This is a genomic window from Bradyrhizobium sp. CB1717, from assembly GCF_029714325.1.
Classification (GTDB): domain Bacteria; phylum Pseudomonadota; class Alphaproteobacteria; order Rhizobiales; family Xanthobacteraceae; genus Bradyrhizobium.
Window position 1 is genome coordinate 3,917,323 of sequence record NZ_CP121666.1, and the last position, 15,660, is coordinate 3,932,982.

General features: G+C 65.4%; 16 protein-coding genes. 7 read left to right on the top strand and 9 right to left on the bottom strand.

From position 1 onward, the window contains the following. Positions 1-3 precede the first annotated feature (3 nt). The gene (locus QA649_RS18445) at positions 4-2,829 is read right to left on the bottom strand and encodes a PAS domain S-box protein (protein WP_283025430.1); all 2,826 of its coding nucleotides are present in this window, start codon (positions 2,827-2,829) and stop codon (positions 4-6) included. A gap of 226 nt (positions 2,830-3,055) precedes the next feature. Between QA649_RS18445 and QA649_RS18450 the strand changes: the two genes are divergently transcribed. After that, entirely contained in the window at positions 3,056-3,442 is a 387-nt protein-coding gene (locus QA649_RS18450; RefSeq protein ID WP_283025431.1) for a response regulator, read from the top strand. A 79-nt stretch (positions 3,443-3,521) separates the two neighbouring features. Here the strand turns inward: QA649_RS18450 and QA649_RS18455 are convergent, their stop codons facing one another. From QA649_RS18455 to QA649_RS18475, 5 genes are all read right to left on the bottom strand, one after another. After that, positions 3,522-4,640 carry a branched-chain amino acid ABC transporter substrate-binding protein gene (locus QA649_RS18455; RefSeq protein WP_283025432.1) on the bottom strand — a complete coding sequence of 373 codons (1,119 nt, stop codon included), beginning with the start codon at positions 4,638-4,640 and terminating at the stop codon, positions 3,522-3,524. A gap of 150 nt (positions 4,641-4,790) precedes the next feature. Next, positions 4,791-5,534 carry an ABC transporter ATP-binding protein gene (locus QA649_RS18460; RefSeq protein ID WP_018645856.1) on the bottom strand — a complete coding sequence of 248 codons (744 nt, stop codon included), beginning with the start codon at positions 5,532-5,534 and terminating at the stop codon, positions 4,791-4,793. Continuing rightward, complete coding sequence (locus QA649_RS18465) at positions 5,531-6,376, bottom strand: ATP-binding cassette domain-containing protein (protein WP_283025433.1); 846 nt, start codon at positions 6,374-6,376, stop codon at positions 5,531-5,533. The genes QA649_RS18460 and QA649_RS18465 overlap by 4 nt, the downstream gene beginning before the upstream one ends. After that, the gene (gene livM / locus QA649_RS18470) at positions 6,373-7,692 is read right to left on the bottom strand and encodes a high-affinity branched-chain amino acid ABC transporter permease LivM (protein ID WP_283025434.1); all 1,320 of its coding nucleotides are present in this window, start codon (positions 7,690-7,692) and stop codon (positions 6,373-6,375) included. The genes QA649_RS18465 and livM overlap by 4 nt, the downstream gene beginning before the upstream one ends. Positions 7,693-7,701: 9 nt before the next feature. Continuing rightward, positions 7,702-8,619 carry a branched-chain amino acid ABC transporter permease LivH gene (locus QA649_RS18475; protein WP_283025435.1) on the bottom strand — a complete coding sequence of 306 codons (918 nt, stop codon included), beginning with the start codon at positions 8,617-8,619 and terminating at the stop codon, positions 7,702-7,704. 280 nt (positions 8,620-8,899) lie between these two features. Between QA649_RS18475 and QA649_RS18480 the strand changes: the two genes are divergently transcribed. Then, positions 8,900-9,070 carry a hypothetical protein gene (locus QA649_RS18480; protein WP_283025436.1) on the top strand — a complete coding sequence of 57 codons (171 nt, stop codon included), beginning with the start codon at positions 8,900-8,902 and terminating at the stop codon, positions 9,068-9,070. A 263-nt stretch (positions 9,071-9,333) separates the two neighbouring features. Next, positions 9,334-9,858, top strand: coding sequence for a hypothetical protein (locus QA649_RS18485; protein WP_283026050.1), 525 nt, complete (start codon positions 9,334-9,336; stop codon positions 9,856-9,858). Here the strand turns inward: QA649_RS18485 and QA649_RS18490 are convergent. The 3 genes from QA649_RS18490 to QA649_RS18500 form a co-directional block, all read right to left on the bottom strand. Further along, on the bottom strand, positions 9,820-10,212 hold the full coding sequence (locus QA649_RS18490; RefSeq protein WP_026312440.1) for a carboxymuconolactone decarboxylase family protein: 393 nt from the start codon (positions 10,210-10,212) through the stop codon (positions 9,820-9,822). The two genes, QA649_RS18485 and QA649_RS18490, sit on opposite strands and share 39 nt — an antisense overlap. Positions 10,213-10,311: 99 nt before the next feature. Beyond that, positions 10,312-11,094: a 3-oxoadipate enol-lactonase gene (gene pcaD / locus QA649_RS18495; RefSeq protein WP_283025437.1), complete on the bottom strand. Its 783-nt coding sequence runs from the start codon at positions 11,092-11,094 to the stop codon at positions 10,312-10,314. Between the two features lie 99 nt (positions 11,095-11,193). Beyond that, on the bottom strand, positions 11,194-12,549 hold the full coding sequence (locus tag QA649_RS18500; protein ID WP_283025438.1) for a 3-carboxy-cis,cis-muconate cycloisomerase: 1,356 nt from the start codon (positions 12,547-12,549) through the stop codon (positions 11,194-11,196). A gap of 170 nt (positions 12,550-12,719) precedes the next feature. Here QA649_RS18500 and QA649_RS18505 point away from each other — a divergent pair, with 170 nt between their 5' ends. From QA649_RS18505 to QA649_RS18520, 4 genes are all read left to right on the top strand, one after another. Continuing rightward, positions 12,720-13,166 (top strand): carbon monoxide dehydrogenase subunit G, encoded by a 447-nt coding sequence (locus tag QA649_RS18505; protein WP_283025439.1) that lies wholly within the window; start codon positions 12,720-12,722, stop codon positions 13,164-13,166. A 149-nt stretch (positions 13,167-13,315) separates the two neighbouring features. Continuing rightward, positions 13,316-13,801 (top strand): (2Fe-2S)-binding protein, encoded by a 486-nt coding sequence (locus QA649_RS18510; RefSeq protein WP_008137528.1) that lies wholly within the window; start codon positions 13,316-13,318, stop codon positions 13,799-13,801. A gap of 27 nt (positions 13,802-13,828) precedes the next feature. After that, positions 13,829-14,635: a xanthine dehydrogenase family protein subunit M gene (locus QA649_RS18515; RefSeq protein ID WP_283025440.1), complete on the top strand. Its 807-nt coding sequence runs from the start codon at positions 13,829-13,831 to the stop codon at positions 14,633-14,635. Positions 14,636-14,698: 63 nt separating this feature from the next. Then, positions 14,699-15,637 (top strand): MoxR family ATPase, encoded by a 939-nt coding sequence (locus tag QA649_RS18520; RefSeq protein WP_283025441.1) that lies wholly within the window; start codon positions 14,699-14,701, stop codon positions 15,635-15,637. The last annotated feature ends 23 nt before the right edge of the window (positions 15,638-15,660 follow it).

The following is a 15,660-nucleotide window of genomic DNA, read 5'->3' on the forward strand; positions in this document are numbered from 1 at the left end:
GGCTCAACTGGCGAGCGCGGTCCTCAGCATCTTGGCAAGCTCGGACTTGCGGTAGGGCTTTGCCAGCAGCAGCACGCCGGAATCGAGCCTGCCGTGATGGACGATGGCATTCTCGGTGTAGCCCGAGGTGAACAGCGTCTTCAGGTCGGGGCGGCGGCGGGCCGCCTCGTCGGCGAGCTGACGGCCGTTCATGGCGCCCGGCATGATGATGTCGGTGAAGAGCAGGTCGATCTCCTTGTCGGCATCGATGATGATCAGGGCTTCGGCCGCGTTGGCGGCCTCCAGCGCGGCATAGCCGAGGCTCTTGACCTGGGTCACCACATATTGCCGGACCAAGGCGTCGTCCTCGACGATCAGGATCTTCTCGTCGCCGCCGGTGATGGGGACGTTCTGGAGCACCTCGAATTCGGTCTCCTGCACGCCGGTCGAGCGCGGCAGGTAGATCTTCACGCTCGTGCCGTGGCCTTCCTCGCTGTAGATCTTGATGTGTCCGCCGGTCTGCTTGACGAAGCCGAACACCATGCTGAGCCCGAGGCCGGTGCCCTTGCCGACCTCCTTCGTCGTGAAGAACGGGTCGAACACCCGATCGATCAGATCGGCCGGAATGCCGCTGCCGGTGTCGCTGACCGCGATCATCACGTAATTGCCGGCGGTGACGTCGGGGTTCATGCTCGCATAGCCGTCGTCGAGGAAGACGTTGCGGGTCTCCAGCACCAGGGTGCCGCCGTCGGGCATGGCATCGCGCGCGTTCAGCGCCAGATTGAGGATCGCGGTGGAGAGCTGGCCCGGATCGACCAGGGTCGGCCAGGCATCCTCGGTGAGCTGCGGCATGATGGTGATCTGCTCGCCGAGCGTCGGATGCAGCAGCTTGGCGGCCTCGAGCGCCAGCGCATTGACGTCGATCTCGCGCGGCTGGAGCGGCTGCTTGCGGGCGAAGGCGAGCAGATGCTTGGTCAGTTGCGCGCCGCGCTCGGCGGCATCGTCGATCAGCTTGGTGATGGCGGCAAGCTCCGGCCGGTCGGCCACGGCGTCCGCCAGGATGCCGATCGTGCCGGTGATGACGGTCAGCACGTTGTTGAAGTCGTGGGCGACGCCGCCGGTGAGCTGGCCGATGGAGTCCATCTTCTGGACCTGCCTCAGCTGGGCCTCGGCGGCCTGCTTCTCGGTGAGGTCACGGCCGATGAAGAAATGGCGTTTCACGGGCTCGGACCAGGTGCCCATCCAGTTCAGCGTGACCTCGTGACCGTCGCGGTGGTAGTAGCGCGCCTCGAAGCTGCGCTTGACCGCCCCGCGCCGCGCCGCGCGCATCTCGCCCCGGGTCTTCTCGAGGTCGTCAGGGTGGATGAACTCGATCGCGCTGTGCCCGACCATGTCCTCCGGGCTGAAGCCGAGAATGGTCTTCACGCTGGGACTGACCTGGATGAAATTGCCAAAGCCGTCGGTGACCAGGATCAGGTCCTGCGAGGTCTCGAAGATGCGCTGGCGCTCCTCGATCTCGCGATTGAGAGCCATCTCGGCCCGCCTCCGCTCCGTCACGTCGCGGGCCACCTTGGAGGCGCCGATGATCTTGCCGTCGGTCGAGCGCAGCGGGACCTGGCTCAACACCACGTCGATCGGTTGACCGTTCTTGTGCAGCCGCACCGCCTCCTGCTGGTCGATGACCTCGCCATTGCGGGTGCGCGCCAGGTTCTCGGCGATGTCTTCTCGCTGGTCGTCCGGCATGATGATGTCGATGGAGCGGCCGACCGCCTCGCCGGCGGAGTAGCCGAAGACGCGCTCGGCCGCGCTGTTCCAGGTCGTGATGGTGCCGTCGAGCGACTTGGTGATGATGGCGTCGTTTGAGGATTCCACGACGGCGGTGAACAGCCGCTCGCGCTCGGCGTGATAGTCGCGCTCGGCGTCCGATCGGCGTTTCAATGCGCCGACCATGCCCGCGGTCTGGGCCTGAAGGCGGACGTTCTCGACCAGGAGCACCGCGAGCACGAAGGTCGCCGAGCAGAGGCCATAGAGGCGGCCGGCATAGAAGCCGAGATCGAAGCGCGCGACGTTCACGATCGCCGAGAGCGCGATGTCGAACAGCCAGGCGCACATCACGACCATGAGCCAGACGTCGATCACCGTATGCGGCTTGCGGAACCAGAGCGAGACGAGCGCGGCAAAGCTCAGCGACCACACGAAGGAGACGACACCGATCATGGTCGGCGTGTAGCGGCCATCGCGCAGCAGGACCGGGAGAAGGTCGTGCTGGGCGGTGACGATCCAGGCGAAGAAGGCCATGGCGGCGATGACGCCGAACACGATGGTGCAGATCGCGCCGGTCGTCGTACCGCGAATCCTGGCGCCGCCATCGGCCTCCTTCAACCAGGCATAGCCCAGCACGCAGAGCGGGAAGCCGGCGTGCCAGATCATGTAGAGCCAGACCGTGGTCTGCCGACCCGCGCCAAACAGCCCGGTCGGCGTGAACAGGCCGGGGAAGGTGAGGGCATGGACCAGCGCGGCGGCGGCGGTGAACAGATAGCCGGTCGCGAGCCACAGCAGCGCGCGGGTCCGCAAGACCGAAAACTGCGACAGCAGCAGCACCGCGGTGACGATGTCGCTGACGGCGAGGGCGGACTGATAACTCGCGACAAAGGCGGGAAAGGGCAGGAGCGGGATACCTGCGAAAGGGACGGCCAGCGCGAACAGGATTGCGGATACGCCGACGATCGCCAATGCAGCGGTGCGGTCGGTCGGGGTGGCCGGCAGGGTCGAAAGGAATGTGCTTCGGTCGATCGTTGCGGTCACGTCCACCTCTCGCAGACCGGTCTTCGCCATCGTCATCGACGTCATTCGGATTGCCGTGGGCCAGCTCTATGGTAGCGGGTTATAGGCTCGTATCGTGTGCCGTTACGGCCGCGACTCAACCGAAGGTTACAGCTTACTTAATTTTGGTGGGGACACGGAATAGGGTCGGGTAAGATGCGCTTTACTGAACGGTGCCATAATGCCCTTCCGCCGTGGTGGGTTCCAGGTTTGAATCATTCGATTTGATCTCAATATCCGGGAGTTGTTCCCTATGCCCCGCGTTCTCGTCATCGACGACCAGAAGGACGTCCGCGCGATGGTCGCGATCGTGCTCCGGGTCAATCGTTTCGAGGTCGTGGAGGCCGAAAGCGGCGCGGCCGGGCTGAAAGCTTTCGCGGAAAGCCCGTGTGACGCGGCCATCGTCGATATCTTCCTTGGCGACACCAGCGGCGTCGACGTCATCGCGAGCCTGCGCGAGCGTGCGCCGGGACTTCCCATCATTGCGGTGTCCGGGATGACGACGCTCGATTTCCTGGACCAAGCGCCTCACCTCGCCAATGTGGTCTGCCTGCAAAAGCCGTTTCGGCCGAACGACCTCCTGCAAGCACTGCGGAAGGCCCAGACTGCTGCGGGCGGCGAGCTGCCCGCAGCCGTCTGACCCTGGCGCAAGAAGAAACGCCCCGGCGCAAGCCGGGGCGTGTGAGGGTTGGATGGCAGCCTGAGGCCCGGCAAGCGCGTTAGGTGCCGTTGCCCTTGATCTCGGAGTAGCCGCCCTTGGCGTCCCACTTGTAGACGACGTAGTCGATCTGCTTGATGTCGCCCTTGGCGTCATACTCGATCGGGCCGATCACGGTGTCCCACTTGCCGGCCTTCATCGCCTCCATGACCTTCTTGGCGTCGGTGGTGCCCGCCTTCTTGGCAGCTTGCGACCACACCTGCATCGCGGCGTAGGTGTAGAGCGTATAGCCTTCGGGGTCGATGTTCTTGGCCTTGAAGGCATCGACGATCTTCTTGGCCGTCGGCTTGTTGCGCGGATCGGGGCCGAAGGTGAACAGGGTGCCTTCGCCGGCGGGGCCGGTGATGGAGGCGTACTCCTTGTCGGCGAGCGCGTCGCCGGCCATCAGCACCGTCTTGAGACCCTGGTCGCGCATCTGGCGCAGGATCAGGCCGCTCTCCTGATGGTAGCCGCCGACATAGACGAGGTCGATGTTGTCGCGCTTCAGGCGCGAGACGATCGCGTTGAAGTCCTTATCGCCCTTGTTATAGGACTCGTACATCTTCTCGGTGATGCCGGCCTTGTTGAGCGCCTTCTTGGTCTCGTCCGCAAGACCCTTGCCGTAGGTGGTCTTGTCGTTGAGGATGGCGATGTTCTTGCCCTTGTAGTTCTTGGCGATGTACTGCGCCGCGATCAGGCCCTGCTGATCGTCACGGCCGCAGACGCGCGCCACGTTCCAGAGCTTGCGCTCGGTGAAGAGCGGGTTGGTCGAGGCCGGGGTGATCTGAAGGACGTTGCCGTCCGCATAGGCCTCGGAGGCGGGGATCGACGACGACGAGCAATAGTGCCCGGCGACGAAGGGGATCTTGGCGCCGGCGATCTTCTCGGCGATCGAGCGTGCCTGCTTCGGATCGCAGGCATCGTCCTCGACGGAGAGCGCAAGCTTCTTGCCGTTGACGCCGCCGGCGGCGTTGATATCGGCCACCGCCATCTCGGCGCCGTTCTTCATCTGGCGGCCGAAGGCCGACTCGCCGCCGGTCATCGGGCCTGCGACTGCGATGGTGACATCCTGCGCGAATGCCGCGCTCGATAGCGCGATCGACGCGCCGAATGCCAGACCGATGAGCTTCAGTGATTTCATGAGATACCTCGCGGGTGGTCGCCTGTGGAAGTCGCCGGGCATGCCCGGTCCAAACCGGCGCCATTCTTGAATGAATTCGAGGAGAAGTCACCGGCAAAATACGGGCATTGGCGGAGATATCTCGCCGCATTGCGCTGCAGATGGCCGCGCTCAGCCGTGCCGGCCGCCTTCCAGATAGGCGGCGCGAATCTCGGGGCGCTGCAGCAACTCGGCGCCGGTCCCGGCCAGCGTGATCAGGCCATTGACCATGACGTAGCCGCGGTGGGCGAGCTTGAGGGCGTGATTGGCGTTCTGCTCGACGATCAGGACGGTCAGGCCGTCCTGTCGGTTCAGGGTGCGGATCGCGTCGAAAATCTGGCGGGCGATCAGCGGCGCAAGCCCGAGCGAGGGCTCGTCGAGCAGCAGCAGGCGGGGACGGCTCATCAGGGCGCGGCCGATCGCCAGCATCTGCTGCTCGCCGCCGGACAGGGTTCCGCCGCGCTGGGCGTAGCGTTCCTTCAGCCGTGGAAACAGCGTGAAGACGCGCTGGAGCGTCGCCTCGCGCTCCGCATCGGTGCATTCGGTGGCATCGGCCCCCATCTGGAGGTTTTCCGCCACGCTCATGCGCGGGAAGATGCGGCGGCCCTCCGGCGATTGCGCGATGCGCAAATGCGCAATCTCATGGGTCGGCACGTCGGTGATGTCGCGGCCTTCGTACAGGATCTGGCCGGCCCGGGCCCGCGGCTTGCCGAAGATCGTCATCATCAGCGTCGACTTGCCGGCGCCGTTGGCGCCGATCAGGGCCACGATCTCGCCGGCATTGATCTCGACGTCGACGCCCTTCAGCGCCTCGATCTTGCCGTAGGCGGCGCGCAAGGACCGGATCGCGAGCAGGGGAGTGGGTGCCGCCGTCACGTCCCGCCCTCCATCACGGCCACCGCCTCTTCCTCGTCGGTGCCGAGATAGGCGGCGATCACCTTGGGATCGTCACGGACCTCGCGCGGCGTGCCTTGCGCGATCTTGACCCCGTGGTCCATCACCACGATGTGGTCGGAGATTTCCATCACCACCGACATGTCGTGCTCGATCAGGAGGATCGAGGTGCCGAGCTCGTTGCGGATCGAGAGCAAGAGCTCGCTCAGAGCGGCGCTCTCGCGTGCGTTGAGACCGGCGGCGGGCTCGTCCAGGCAAAGCAGCGCGGGCTCGGTGCACATCGCGCGCGCGATCTCGAGCCGGCGCTGGTCGCCATAGGCAAGGTTGCCGGCGGCGTCGTCGGCGCGGTCGAGCAGGTTGACACGCCTCAGCCAGTCGGTGGCGAGATCGATCGCGTGCTTCTCGGCGTCCCGGTACACGGGCGCGCCGACGAGGCCGAGCAAGGTGAAGCCGGAGGCGCGCATCAAGGCATTGTGCTGCGCCACCATCAGGTTTTCCAGCGCGGTCATGCCGGGAAACAGGCGGATGTTCTGGAAGGTGCGCGCGACCTTGGCCTGCTTGGCGATGCGGAAATCGTTCAGCCGCTCCAGCGCGATGACCCGGCCGTCGTCATGGGTGAGGCGGATGGTGCCGCCGGTCGGCTTGTAGAAGCCGGTGATGCAGTTGAAGACGGTGGTCTTGCCGGCGCCGTTCGGCCCGATCAGCGCGGTGATCTTGGTCCGCTCGGCGGCGAAGGAGAGGTCCTGCACGGCGACGATGCCGCCGAAGCGCATGGTCAGCCGGTCGACGCCAAGAATCTTATCGCCAGTCTTGTCGCCGCTCATCCGTGCCCTTCCTTGACGAGGTCGGAGGAGATCGCCTGCGCCTTGGTCAGATACACGGTCGGGGCACGATGGCCGATCAGGCCGCGCGGCCGCCAGATCATGATCAGGACCATCGCCATGCCGAACACCAGCATGCGGTAGCCCTCCAGGCCACGGAACAGTTCGAAGCCGCCGATCATGGCGAGCGCGGCGAGCGCGACGCCGAGCTGCGAACCCATGCCGCCGAGCACGACGATGGCGAGCACCAGCGCCGATTCCTGGAAAGTGAAGGATTCCGGGCTGATGAAGCCCTGGCGGGTGGCGAAGAACGCGCCGGCGAAGCCGCCGAACATGGCGCCGGTCGCAAACGCCGTAAGCTTCGTCGTCGTGGTGTTGATGCCGAGCGCGCGGCAGGCGACCTCGTCCTCGCGCAGCGCCTCCCAGGCGCGGCCGATCGGCAGGCGGCGCAGGCGGATCGTCACCCAGTTGGTGAGCAGCGCCAGCGCCAGGATCAGATAGAACAGGAAGATGATGCGGTGGGTCGAGGAGTACTCGATGCCGAGTTTTGCCGCTAACCCGTCATCGCTGTTGTCGAGCGGGATGCCGAAGAAGGTGGGACGCGGAATGCCCGAGACCCCGTTCGGGCCCCCGGTCAGGCTCTGCCAGTTGATGATGACGAGGCGGATGATCTCGCCGAAGGCCAGCGTCACGATGGCGAGGTAGTCGCCGCGCAGCCGCAGCACGGGAAAGCCGAGCAGCACGCCCCAGAATGCGGCGAGGATGCCGGCGAGCGGCAGGCAGATCCAGAACGACCAGCCGAAATTGGTGGCGAGCAAGCCGTAGGAATAGGCGCCCACCGCATAGAAGGCGACGTAGCCGAGGTCGAGCAGGCCGGCGAGACCGACCACGACGTTCAATCCCCAGCCCAGCATGACGTAGGTGAGCACCAGGATCGCGAGGTCGAGGATGTAGCGCTGGTTATAGAAGATGACAGGCACCAGCAGGGTGAAGATCAGGAGCGCCGGCGCGAGATAGCGGCCGACGAACGACAGGCCGCTTTGCACCACGGGCGGCACCAGCTTCTCGGTTCCGGCCGGGCCGATCCATTGCCGCAGCAGCTCGATCACGATCGAGCCGCCGAACACGATGCCGACCAGGGAGGCGAGTTCGCCAAAACGCGTCCAATAGGTGAGCTGGCCGTCGGAGCCCGCCTCGGTACGGATGCCGACCATCAGCGCGAACAGCACCAGCGCCACGAGGGCGTTGATGAAGGCGGTCTTGAAGAGGGCTGGGATGCCCGTTGCAGGTTTGGCCGTATTGGTCGAGGGAGCTATCACGCGCGACCGTCAGACTTTTTCGACTTCGGGACGGCCGAGCAGGCCGGTCGGCATGAAGATCAGCACGACGATCAGGATCGAGAACGCCGCGACGTCCTTGTATTCGACCGAGAAATAGGCCGACCAGAACGTCTCGATCAGGCCGATCGCAAGACCCCCGAGCATTGCGCCCGGCAGCGAGCCGATGCCGCCGAGCACGGCGGCGGTGAACGCCTTGATGCCGGCGACGAATCCCATGAAGAAGTCGACCAGGCCGTAATAGAGCAGGTACATCAGGCCGGCGACCGCGGCGAGCGCCGCGCCGATCACGAACGTCATGGAGATGGTGCGGTCGACGTTGACGCCGAGCAGCGCCGCCATGGTCTGGTCCTGCTCGCAGGCGCGCATGTCGCGCCCGAGCCGCGTGCGCGACACCAGCCAGGTGAAGATCGCCAGCAGCACGATGGTGGTGACGACCACCATGATCTGGATGTTGGAGAGCTGGATGACGAAGCCGTCCGTGCTCTCATGCAAAGTGTAGCCCCCGGTGATGAAGGGCGGGATCGGCTTGACCCGGGCGCCCTGCGCCACCTGCGAATAATTGGTCAGCACGAAGGACATGCCGATGGCCGACAGCATCGGGGCGAGGCGGAAGGAATGGCGCAGCGGCCGGTAGGCGATGCGCTCGATGGTCCAGCCGTAGAGCGCGGTGATCGCCATCGACACCAGCAGCACGACCAGCAGGATCACGGGGATCGCGGTGAGACCGAGCGAAACCAGGATCAGGAAGGTGATCAGGGCGATGAAGCCGCCGATCATGAAGACGTCGCCGTGGGCGAAATTGATCATGCCGACGATGCCGTAGACCATCGTGTAGCCGATCGCGATCAGGCCGTAGATGGAGCCGAGCACGAGGCCGTTGATGAGCTGCTGGGCGAAATAATCCATAGGCTGCCGTTACCAAACCTGACGCGGCTCAAAGGGAGCTCTTCGAGAGAGAGTGATGGAGTTTCTTCTCGGGCCCCGGCAGCCCTTGAGCGTTCTGCTGGTTTTGTAACAGGAGGGAACTGGCCGCCGCAACAGCTCACGCCTCGGCAGAAGGTCTTGTACAGAGGTCATTTTTCGTTTCCGGGTTCCGCACCTGCGAGGAACCGGGTTCCCAGGGCAACCAAACTCGGGATCGGCCGTTATCACCGTTCTCTGACGTCCAACAAGGGAGTTTCCCCCGATGACGAAGCAGCAGAACCAGAATCCGGGTCAGCAGAATCAGAACCCCGGCCAGAAACCCGGACAGCAGCAGGGCGGTGGCCAGAAACCCGGACAGCAGCAGCAGGACCCGATGCGCCAGGGCGAACGTCCCGGCCAGCAGCAGGGTGGCCAGCGCAGCCAGGACGAGTAGGGAGCCCGGGAGTGGGAGGGCCCCGCCGAAAGGCGGGGCCTTTTTTCTTTGGCGTCATTCCGGGGCGGCTCGAAGAGCCGAGCTACGGTGCGCAATTGCGCACCAGAGAATCTCGAGATTCCGGGTCTGGGCGGAATGACGACGTCTGCGGGGGGCCGGTTAAGGTAAACAAAGGGTTTAAATTGCCGCCACGGTCTCATGCGAGTTAGCTCCCCGCAAAGCCTTCCCCTCGAAGGCGGATGGCAGGCGAAGCGGGTAGCGGCATGTTCAGGAATTGGCGGATCGGCTCGGTCAATGGCGCGCTGCTTGCGGCCTATTTCATCCCGGCCTGGGCGCTGGTCGCCTTCAACATCGTTGTTGCACCGGTGCACGGTCTCTACGAGCGTCCGAGCGTCGCGGTGGCGCTGTTCCTCAGCGACCACCTCCAGATGGCGGGGATGGACACGGTGCGGGCCGCCTGGCTGCTGGCGCTGGGACGGCTGACCGTCGTGGCGTTCTTTGCGATCTACCTCGCGCTGCTGTGCATTCCCCGGACCCGCAGGAGCGGCGGCAGTGACGAGGCGCTCGCCATTGCGCTCGTGATCGGCAGCCTGATCTCGTTTGCCAGCATGGTCATGGCCTCGAAGGTCGGCGAGATGGCCGCCCTCCGCCTGCACGCCACCGAGCTTCTGCTGCTGCTGGGGGCCGCGATCGTGCTGGTGATCGAGCGACCGGAGGCGGCACCCAAGGCCGTCGCGGCCGTCGCGCCGCTAGCTCTTGAGCAGGCCGAGCTCCTGCACAATCGCTGAGGCTTCCTTGACGGCGTGGTTCGCCGCCGGCACGCCGCAATAGATCGCCTGCTGCAGCAGGATTTCCTTGATGTCATCGGGCGTGAAACCGCCCTCGGCGAGCGCCGCGCGCACGTGCAGGCGGAATTCGTCCCATTGCCCGAGTGCGACCATGGTGCCGATGACGAGCACCCGCCGCGTCCGCTCGTCGAAATGCGGCCGCGTCCAGATCTCGCCCCAGGCGTAGCGCGTGATCAGGTCCTGGAAATCGGTGTTGAAGGCATTGCGGTTCGCGATCGACTTGTCGACCCAGGCATTGCCCAGCACCTTTCGGCGCACGTTCATGCCGGCATCGCGGCGCTTCTGATCGTCCATGGTGTCCTCCCTCGTCATTGCGAGCGCAGCGAAGCAATCCAGGATCTTTCCGCGGAGGCAGTCTGGATTGCTTCGCTGCGCTCGCAATGACGGCTGTGGCTAGCGCTGCGTCAAGAACCCCACCACCGCATCCGTGAACGCATGCGGCTGCTCGACGTTGGAAATATGCGCGGCGTCGATGATGGTCATGCTGGCGCCGGGAATGTTGGAGCGGATCAGCTCGGCGGCCGAGATCGGCGTCGCCATGTCGTGACGGCCGGCGATCACCAATGTCGGGCTCTTGATGTCAGGCAGCAGCGCGCGCTGGTCGAGCGTCGACAGCGCCTCGCAGCAGGCCAGATACCCTTCGACGGGGGAGGCGAGCAGCATCGATTTCATTTTCGCGGTGATCTCGGGCTCGCGCTCGCGGAAATCCTGGGTGAGCCAGCCCCCAATCACGGCGTCGGCGACCGCTGCGATGCCGCCCTTCTTCACGGCGTCGATGCGCTCCAGCCATTTGGTCGGCTCGGCGTAATAGCAGGAGGTGTTGGCGAGAATGAGCTTGCCGAAGCGCTCCGGCGCGTTGGCGCCCAGCCATTGCCCGACCATGCCGCCCATCGACAGGCCGCACCAATGCACCTTCTCGATGTTGAGGTCGTCGAGGATCGCGAGCACGTCGCGGCCGAAGCGCTCCATCGTGTAGGGGCCGGGCGGAACGTTCGACTTGCCGTGGCCACGGCGGTCGTAGCGGATGACGCGGAAGATCTGCGTCAGCGCCTTCATCTGCGGCTCCCACATCTGCAGCGTGCAGCCGAGCGAGTTGGAGAGCATCAGGGTCGGCCCGCCGTCGCGGCCCTCGACGGAGACGTTGATGAGGCAACCGTCGGCATCGATCATGGGCATGGCATGTTCCTCGTCATGCGCAGGCTTGACCCGCGCATCCATCTAAGAAGCGGAATCTATCCAGGATGATGGATTGCCGGGTCAAGCCCGGCAATGTCATCAGGAGAGATCCAACGAATCGAGCAGGCGGTCGATCAAGGCCTGTGACGCCCCTTGATAGGCCATCGGCTCGAACAATGCCGCAATTTTTTCCGGCGGCAGATGCGCGGTGACCTGCGAATCGCCTGACAGCACCTCGCGCAGATGCTTCTTCTCGGCGACCGCGCGCTTGCTCGCGGCCTCGATCAGGTGATGCGCATCGCTCTTGCCGATGGCTTCGGCCAGCGCGAAGGTGACGGCCTCGGCCATGATCAACCCGTGCGTCGCATCGAGATTGCTGCGCATGCGCGCCGCATCGACGTCGAGGCCCTCGGCGATGTCGACGATCGCCGCGAGCGCGCCGGAGGCCACCAGCATCAATTGCGGCAGCGTCGGCCATTCCGCGTGCCAGGGCCCGGCGCTGCGCTCATGGTCCTGCACCTGCGCGGCAAAAATCGTCGCGGCGAGCTGCGGTGCCATGGTGGCTGCGCCGAGCGCGCTGGCGGCGGCGACCGGGTTGCGCTTGTGCGGCATGGTCGATGAGCCGCCGCGGCCTTCGCCGGCGGGCTCGAAGGCTTCGCCGACATCGGTCTGCATCAGCAGCGAGACGTCGCGCGCGATCTTGCCGCAGCTTCCAGCAAGAATTGCAAAGCAGGAAGCGGCCTCGGCGATGCGGTCGCGATGGGTGTGCCAGGGGGCTTCCGGCAGCGGCAAATCGAGCTCCTGCGCCAATCTTTCCGCAACGACGAGCCCCTTGTCGCCGAGGGCGGCGAGCGTGCCGGCGGCGCCGCCGAATTGCAGTGCCAGCCCCTCGCGACGGAGCCGCCTGAGGCGACAGCGGGCACGGGCGAGGCTTGCGGCATATTCGGCGGCCTTCAGCCCGAACGGCATCGGCAGCGCGTGCTGGAGCCAGGTCCGCGCCACCATCGCGGTGTTGCGGTGGGCGCGGGCGAGCGCCGCAAAACCCTTGATGGCGCGGCTGAAGTCGGCGTCGAGTGCATCGATGCCGGCGCGAAGGGTGAGCATGGTCGCGGTGTCGATGACGTCCTGGCTGGTCGCGCCCCAATGCACGTAGCGCGCGGCCTCCGCATCGGCCTTGCCGACATTGGCGGTCAGCGCCTTGACCAGGGGAATCGCGAGATTGCCGGACCGCGTTGCGGCGTCTGCGAGGGCCGCAATGTCAAACCGAGACGCCTTGCAGGCGCCTTCAATTGGCCCGACAGCGGCCGCGGGAATCACGCCGGTAGCGGCCTCGGCCCGTGCCAGCGCTGCCTCGAAATCGAGCATGTTCTGCAGGGTCGACTGGTCGTCGCAGACGGCGCGCATGGCTGCGCTCGACAGCATCGGCGCGAGCAGGGGGGAGAGGGATGTGCTCATATCGTGCGGGACCTAACCATCACGGCCCGGCTCTGCCAATCCAAATCCGCTCGCGCAAGCATTTTGCAGGTGCGAATATGCATTGCACGTGACCGGGGGTGCCCTTTCCTTTGCGGCCTCCGTGCGTTACTTGAGCAATATTATTCTGACGCGATCCCGGGAGGCACCCCATGGCCATGACAATGAACGGCGAAGTCCAGCTCGCAGCGTCGCGCGAGGCCGTGTGGGAGAAGCTCAACGATCCCGAGGTGCTGAAGGCCTGCATCCCCGGCTGCGAGGAGCTGGAGAAGACCGAGGACGGCGGCTTCCGTGCAACGGCAAAAATGAAGGTCGGTCCGGTGTCGGCGCGCTTCAAGGGCAAGGTGATGCTCTCAGATCTCGACCCGCCGAACGGCTACAAGATCTCAGGCGAAGGCGAGGGCGGGGTGGCCGGCTTTGCCAAGGGCGGCGCAACCGTGAAGCTCGCGGAGCAGGACGGCGGCACGCTGCTCGCCTACGACGTCGAGGCGCAGATCGGCGGCAAGTTGGCCCAGCTCGGCCAGCGTCTGATCAACGGCGCCGCCAAGAAGCTGGCCGACGAGTTTTTCGCGAACTTCGCCAAAGCTGTACAGGGCTAGCGGTACAGGGCTGAAACCTATCGCCTTTCGGCATGGCGCCTTGCGTCCGGGGTGATGTTGCCCCAGGGGACAATGGTCCATATGATGGGTTGGAATAATTATAAGAACCGCTTCGACGGGACCCGTCGGGGCGCTGATAGAGAGTGCTTATGGCAAAAATCTCCCTCATCGTGAACGGCAATCCTGTGACGGCCAACGTCGATCCCCGCACGCTTCTGGTGCAGTTCCTGCGCGAGAATCTGCGCCTGACCGGCACCCATGTCGGCTGCGACACCTCGCAGTGCGGCGCCTGCGTCGTGCATCTCGACGGCAAGGCCGTGAAGTCCTGCACCACGCTCGCCGTGATGGCCGACGGTCACGAGGTCAAGACGATCGAGGGACTGGCCGCCGACGGCGCGCCGCTGCATCCGATGCAGGAAGCCTTCCGGGAGCACCATGGCCTGCAGTGCGGCTTCTGCACGCCGGGCATGATCATGACCGCGATCGACATCGTGCACCGCAAGGGTAACGAGCTCGACGACCACACCATCCGCGAGGAGCTGGAAGGCAATCTCTGCCGCTGCACCGGCTACCAGAACATCGTCGCCTCGATCTCCGCCGGCGCCAAGGCGATGGCGAAATCCGATCTCGCGTAACGCGCACCCCGCGATCAGGACATTCAGATGTACGAATTCAAATATCATCGCCCGGGCACCGTGCGCCAGGCGGCCAACCTCCTGGTGAAGAACGAGGACGCCAAGGTGATCGCCGGCGGCCACACGCTGATTCCCGTCATGAAGCAGCGCCTCGCCAGTCCGCCGCATCTGGTCGACCTCTCCCACATCGAGGGGCTCAACACGATCGAGATGAAGGGCCGCTCGCTCGTGATCGGCGCCACCGCCAAGCACGCGGAGGTCGCGACCTCCGCGATCGTCGGTGAGGCGATCCCGGCGCTGGCGAGCCTTGCCGGCGGGATCGGTGATCCCGCCGTGCGCCACCGGGGCACGATCGGCGGCTCGCTCGCCAACAACGATCCGACCGCGGACTATCCGGCTGCGGTGCTCGCGCTCGGCGCCACCATCGTCACCAACAAGCGTCGCCTCAAGGCCGAGGAGTATTTCCAGGGCCTGTTCTCGACCGCGCTCGAAGCCGACGAGATCATCACCAAGGTGATGTTCCCGCTGCCGAAGAAGGCGGCTTACGTCAAATTCCGCAACCAGGCCTCGCGCTACGCGCTGGTCGGCGTGTTCGTGGCGCGCCGTCCGTCGGACGTGCGGGTCGCCGTCACCGGCGCCGGGTCCGAAGGCGTGTTCCGCGTCACCGCATTCGAGGAAGCGCTGAAGAAGCGCTTCGCGTCGAAGGCGATCGAAGGCATCGACGTGCCGGCGGACGGCCTCAACAGCGACATCCACGGCAGCGCCGAATACCGCGCCCATCTGATCGGGGTGCTGACGCGCCGCGCCCTCGATGCCGCCAACGCCAAGGAGTGAGGTGACCTCACTCCCCGGCCCGATACTTGCCCCGTGTGAGGGCGCAAACGAGACTGGCCTTTCATGACTTCAGCGGCCAATACTTCCGGTGCCAATACTTCAGTTGGATTGCCGGCATCGGTCGACGCGATGCTCGAACTCCTGACCTCGCGCGGCTATCTGGCCGAGCGGTCGCTGGCGACGGTGACCTATCTGTCACTGCGCATGGGCAGGCCGCTGTTCCTGGAAGGGGAGGCCGGCGTCGGCAAGACCGAGATCGCAAAAGTGCTGTCGGCGGCGCTGGGGCGCAAGCTGATCCGCCTGCAGTGCTACGAAGGCCTCGACGTCTCCTCCGCGGTCTACGAGTGGAACAGCGCGGCGCAGATGATCGCGATCCGGATGGCGGAAGCCGCCGGCGACACCGATCGCGATCAGCTCTCGAGCGACATTTTCGCCGACCGCTACATGATCAAGCGGCCGCTATTGCAGGCGCTGGAGCCCGACGTCGCCGGCCCGCCGGTGCTGCTGATCGACGAGCTCGACCGCGCCGACGAGGCGTTCGAGGCCTACCTGCTTGAGATCCTCAGTGACTTCCAGGTGACCATCCCCGAATTCGGCACCGTCAAGGCGCCGCATCCGCCGATCGTCATCATCACCTCCAACCGCACCCGCGAGATCCACGACGCGCTGAAGCGGCGCTGCCTCTATCACTGGGTCGACTATCCCGCCGCCGAGCGCGAGCTTGCGATCGTCAAGACGCGCGTGCCCGGCATCTCCGCAAAGCTGTCGCAGCAGGTCGTCCGCTTCGTGCAGGCGCTGCGCAACCAGGATTTTTACAAGTCCCCCGGCGTCGCGGAGACCATCGACTGGGCGACTGCCTTGTCCGAGCTCGATGCCCGCTCGCTGACCCCGCAAGTGGTCGGCGACACGCTGGGCGCGCTGCTCAAATACCAGGACGACATCACCCGCATGCAGGGCGATGCCTTGCAGAAGGTGCTGAAGGAAGCGACGAGCGAGAATTAGTCGTCGTCGTTCCGGGGCGATGC

Bases quoted from the DNA above. Each gene is read 5' to 3' on its own strand.
- QA649_RS18445 (WP_283025430.1), bottom strand. From the start codon at position 2,829: ATGACGTCGATGACGATGGCGAAGACCGGTCTGCGAGAGGTGGACGTG.
- QA649_RS18450 (WP_283025431.1), top strand. From the start codon at position 3,056: ATGCCCCGCGTTCTCGTCATCGACGACCAGAAGGACGTCCGCGCGATG.
- QA649_RS18455 (WP_283025432.1), bottom strand. From the start codon at position 4,640: ATGAAATCACTGAAGCTCATCGGTCTGGCATTCGGCGCGTCGATCGCG.
- QA649_RS18465 (WP_283025433.1), bottom strand. From the start codon at position 6,376: ATGAGCGGCGACAAGACTGGCGATAAGATTCTTGGCGTCGACCGGCTG.
- QA649_RS18475 (WP_283025435.1), bottom strand. From the start codon at position 8,619: ATGGATTATTTCGCCCAGCAGCTCATCAACGGCCTCGTGCTCGGCTCC.
- QA649_RS18480 (WP_283025436.1), top strand. From the start codon at position 8,900: ATGACGAAGCAGCAGAACCAGAATCCGGGTCAGCAGAATCAGAACCCC.
- QA649_RS18485 (WP_283026050.1), top strand. From the start codon at position 9,334: ATGTTCAGGAATTGGCGGATCGGCTCGGTCAATGGCGCGCTGCTTGCG.
- QA649_RS18490 (WP_026312440.1), bottom strand. From the start codon at position 10,212: ATGGACGATCAGAAGCGCCGCGATGCCGGCATGAACGTGCGCCGAAAG.
- pcaD (WP_283025437.1), bottom strand. From the start codon at position 11,094: ATGCCCATGATCGATGCCGACGGTTGCCTCATCAACGTCTCCGTCGAG.
- QA649_RS18500 (WP_283025438.1), bottom strand. From the start codon at position 12,549: ATGAGCACATCCCTCTCCCCCCTGCTCGCGCCGATGCTGTCGAGCGCA.
- QA649_RS18505 (WP_283025439.1), top strand. From the start codon at position 12,720: ATGGCCATGACAATGAACGGCGAAGTCCAGCTCGCAGCGTCGCGCGAG.
- QA649_RS18510 (WP_008137528.1), top strand. From the start codon at position 13,316: ATGGCAAAAATCTCCCTCATCGTGAACGGCAATCCTGTGACGGCCAAC.
- QA649_RS18515 (WP_283025440.1), top strand. From the start codon at position 13,829: ATGTACGAATTCAAATATCATCGCCCGGGCACCGTGCGCCAGGCGGCC.
- QA649_RS18520 (WP_283025441.1), top strand. From the start codon at position 14,699: ATGACTTCAGCGGCCAATACTTCCGGTGCCAATACTTCAGTTGGATTG.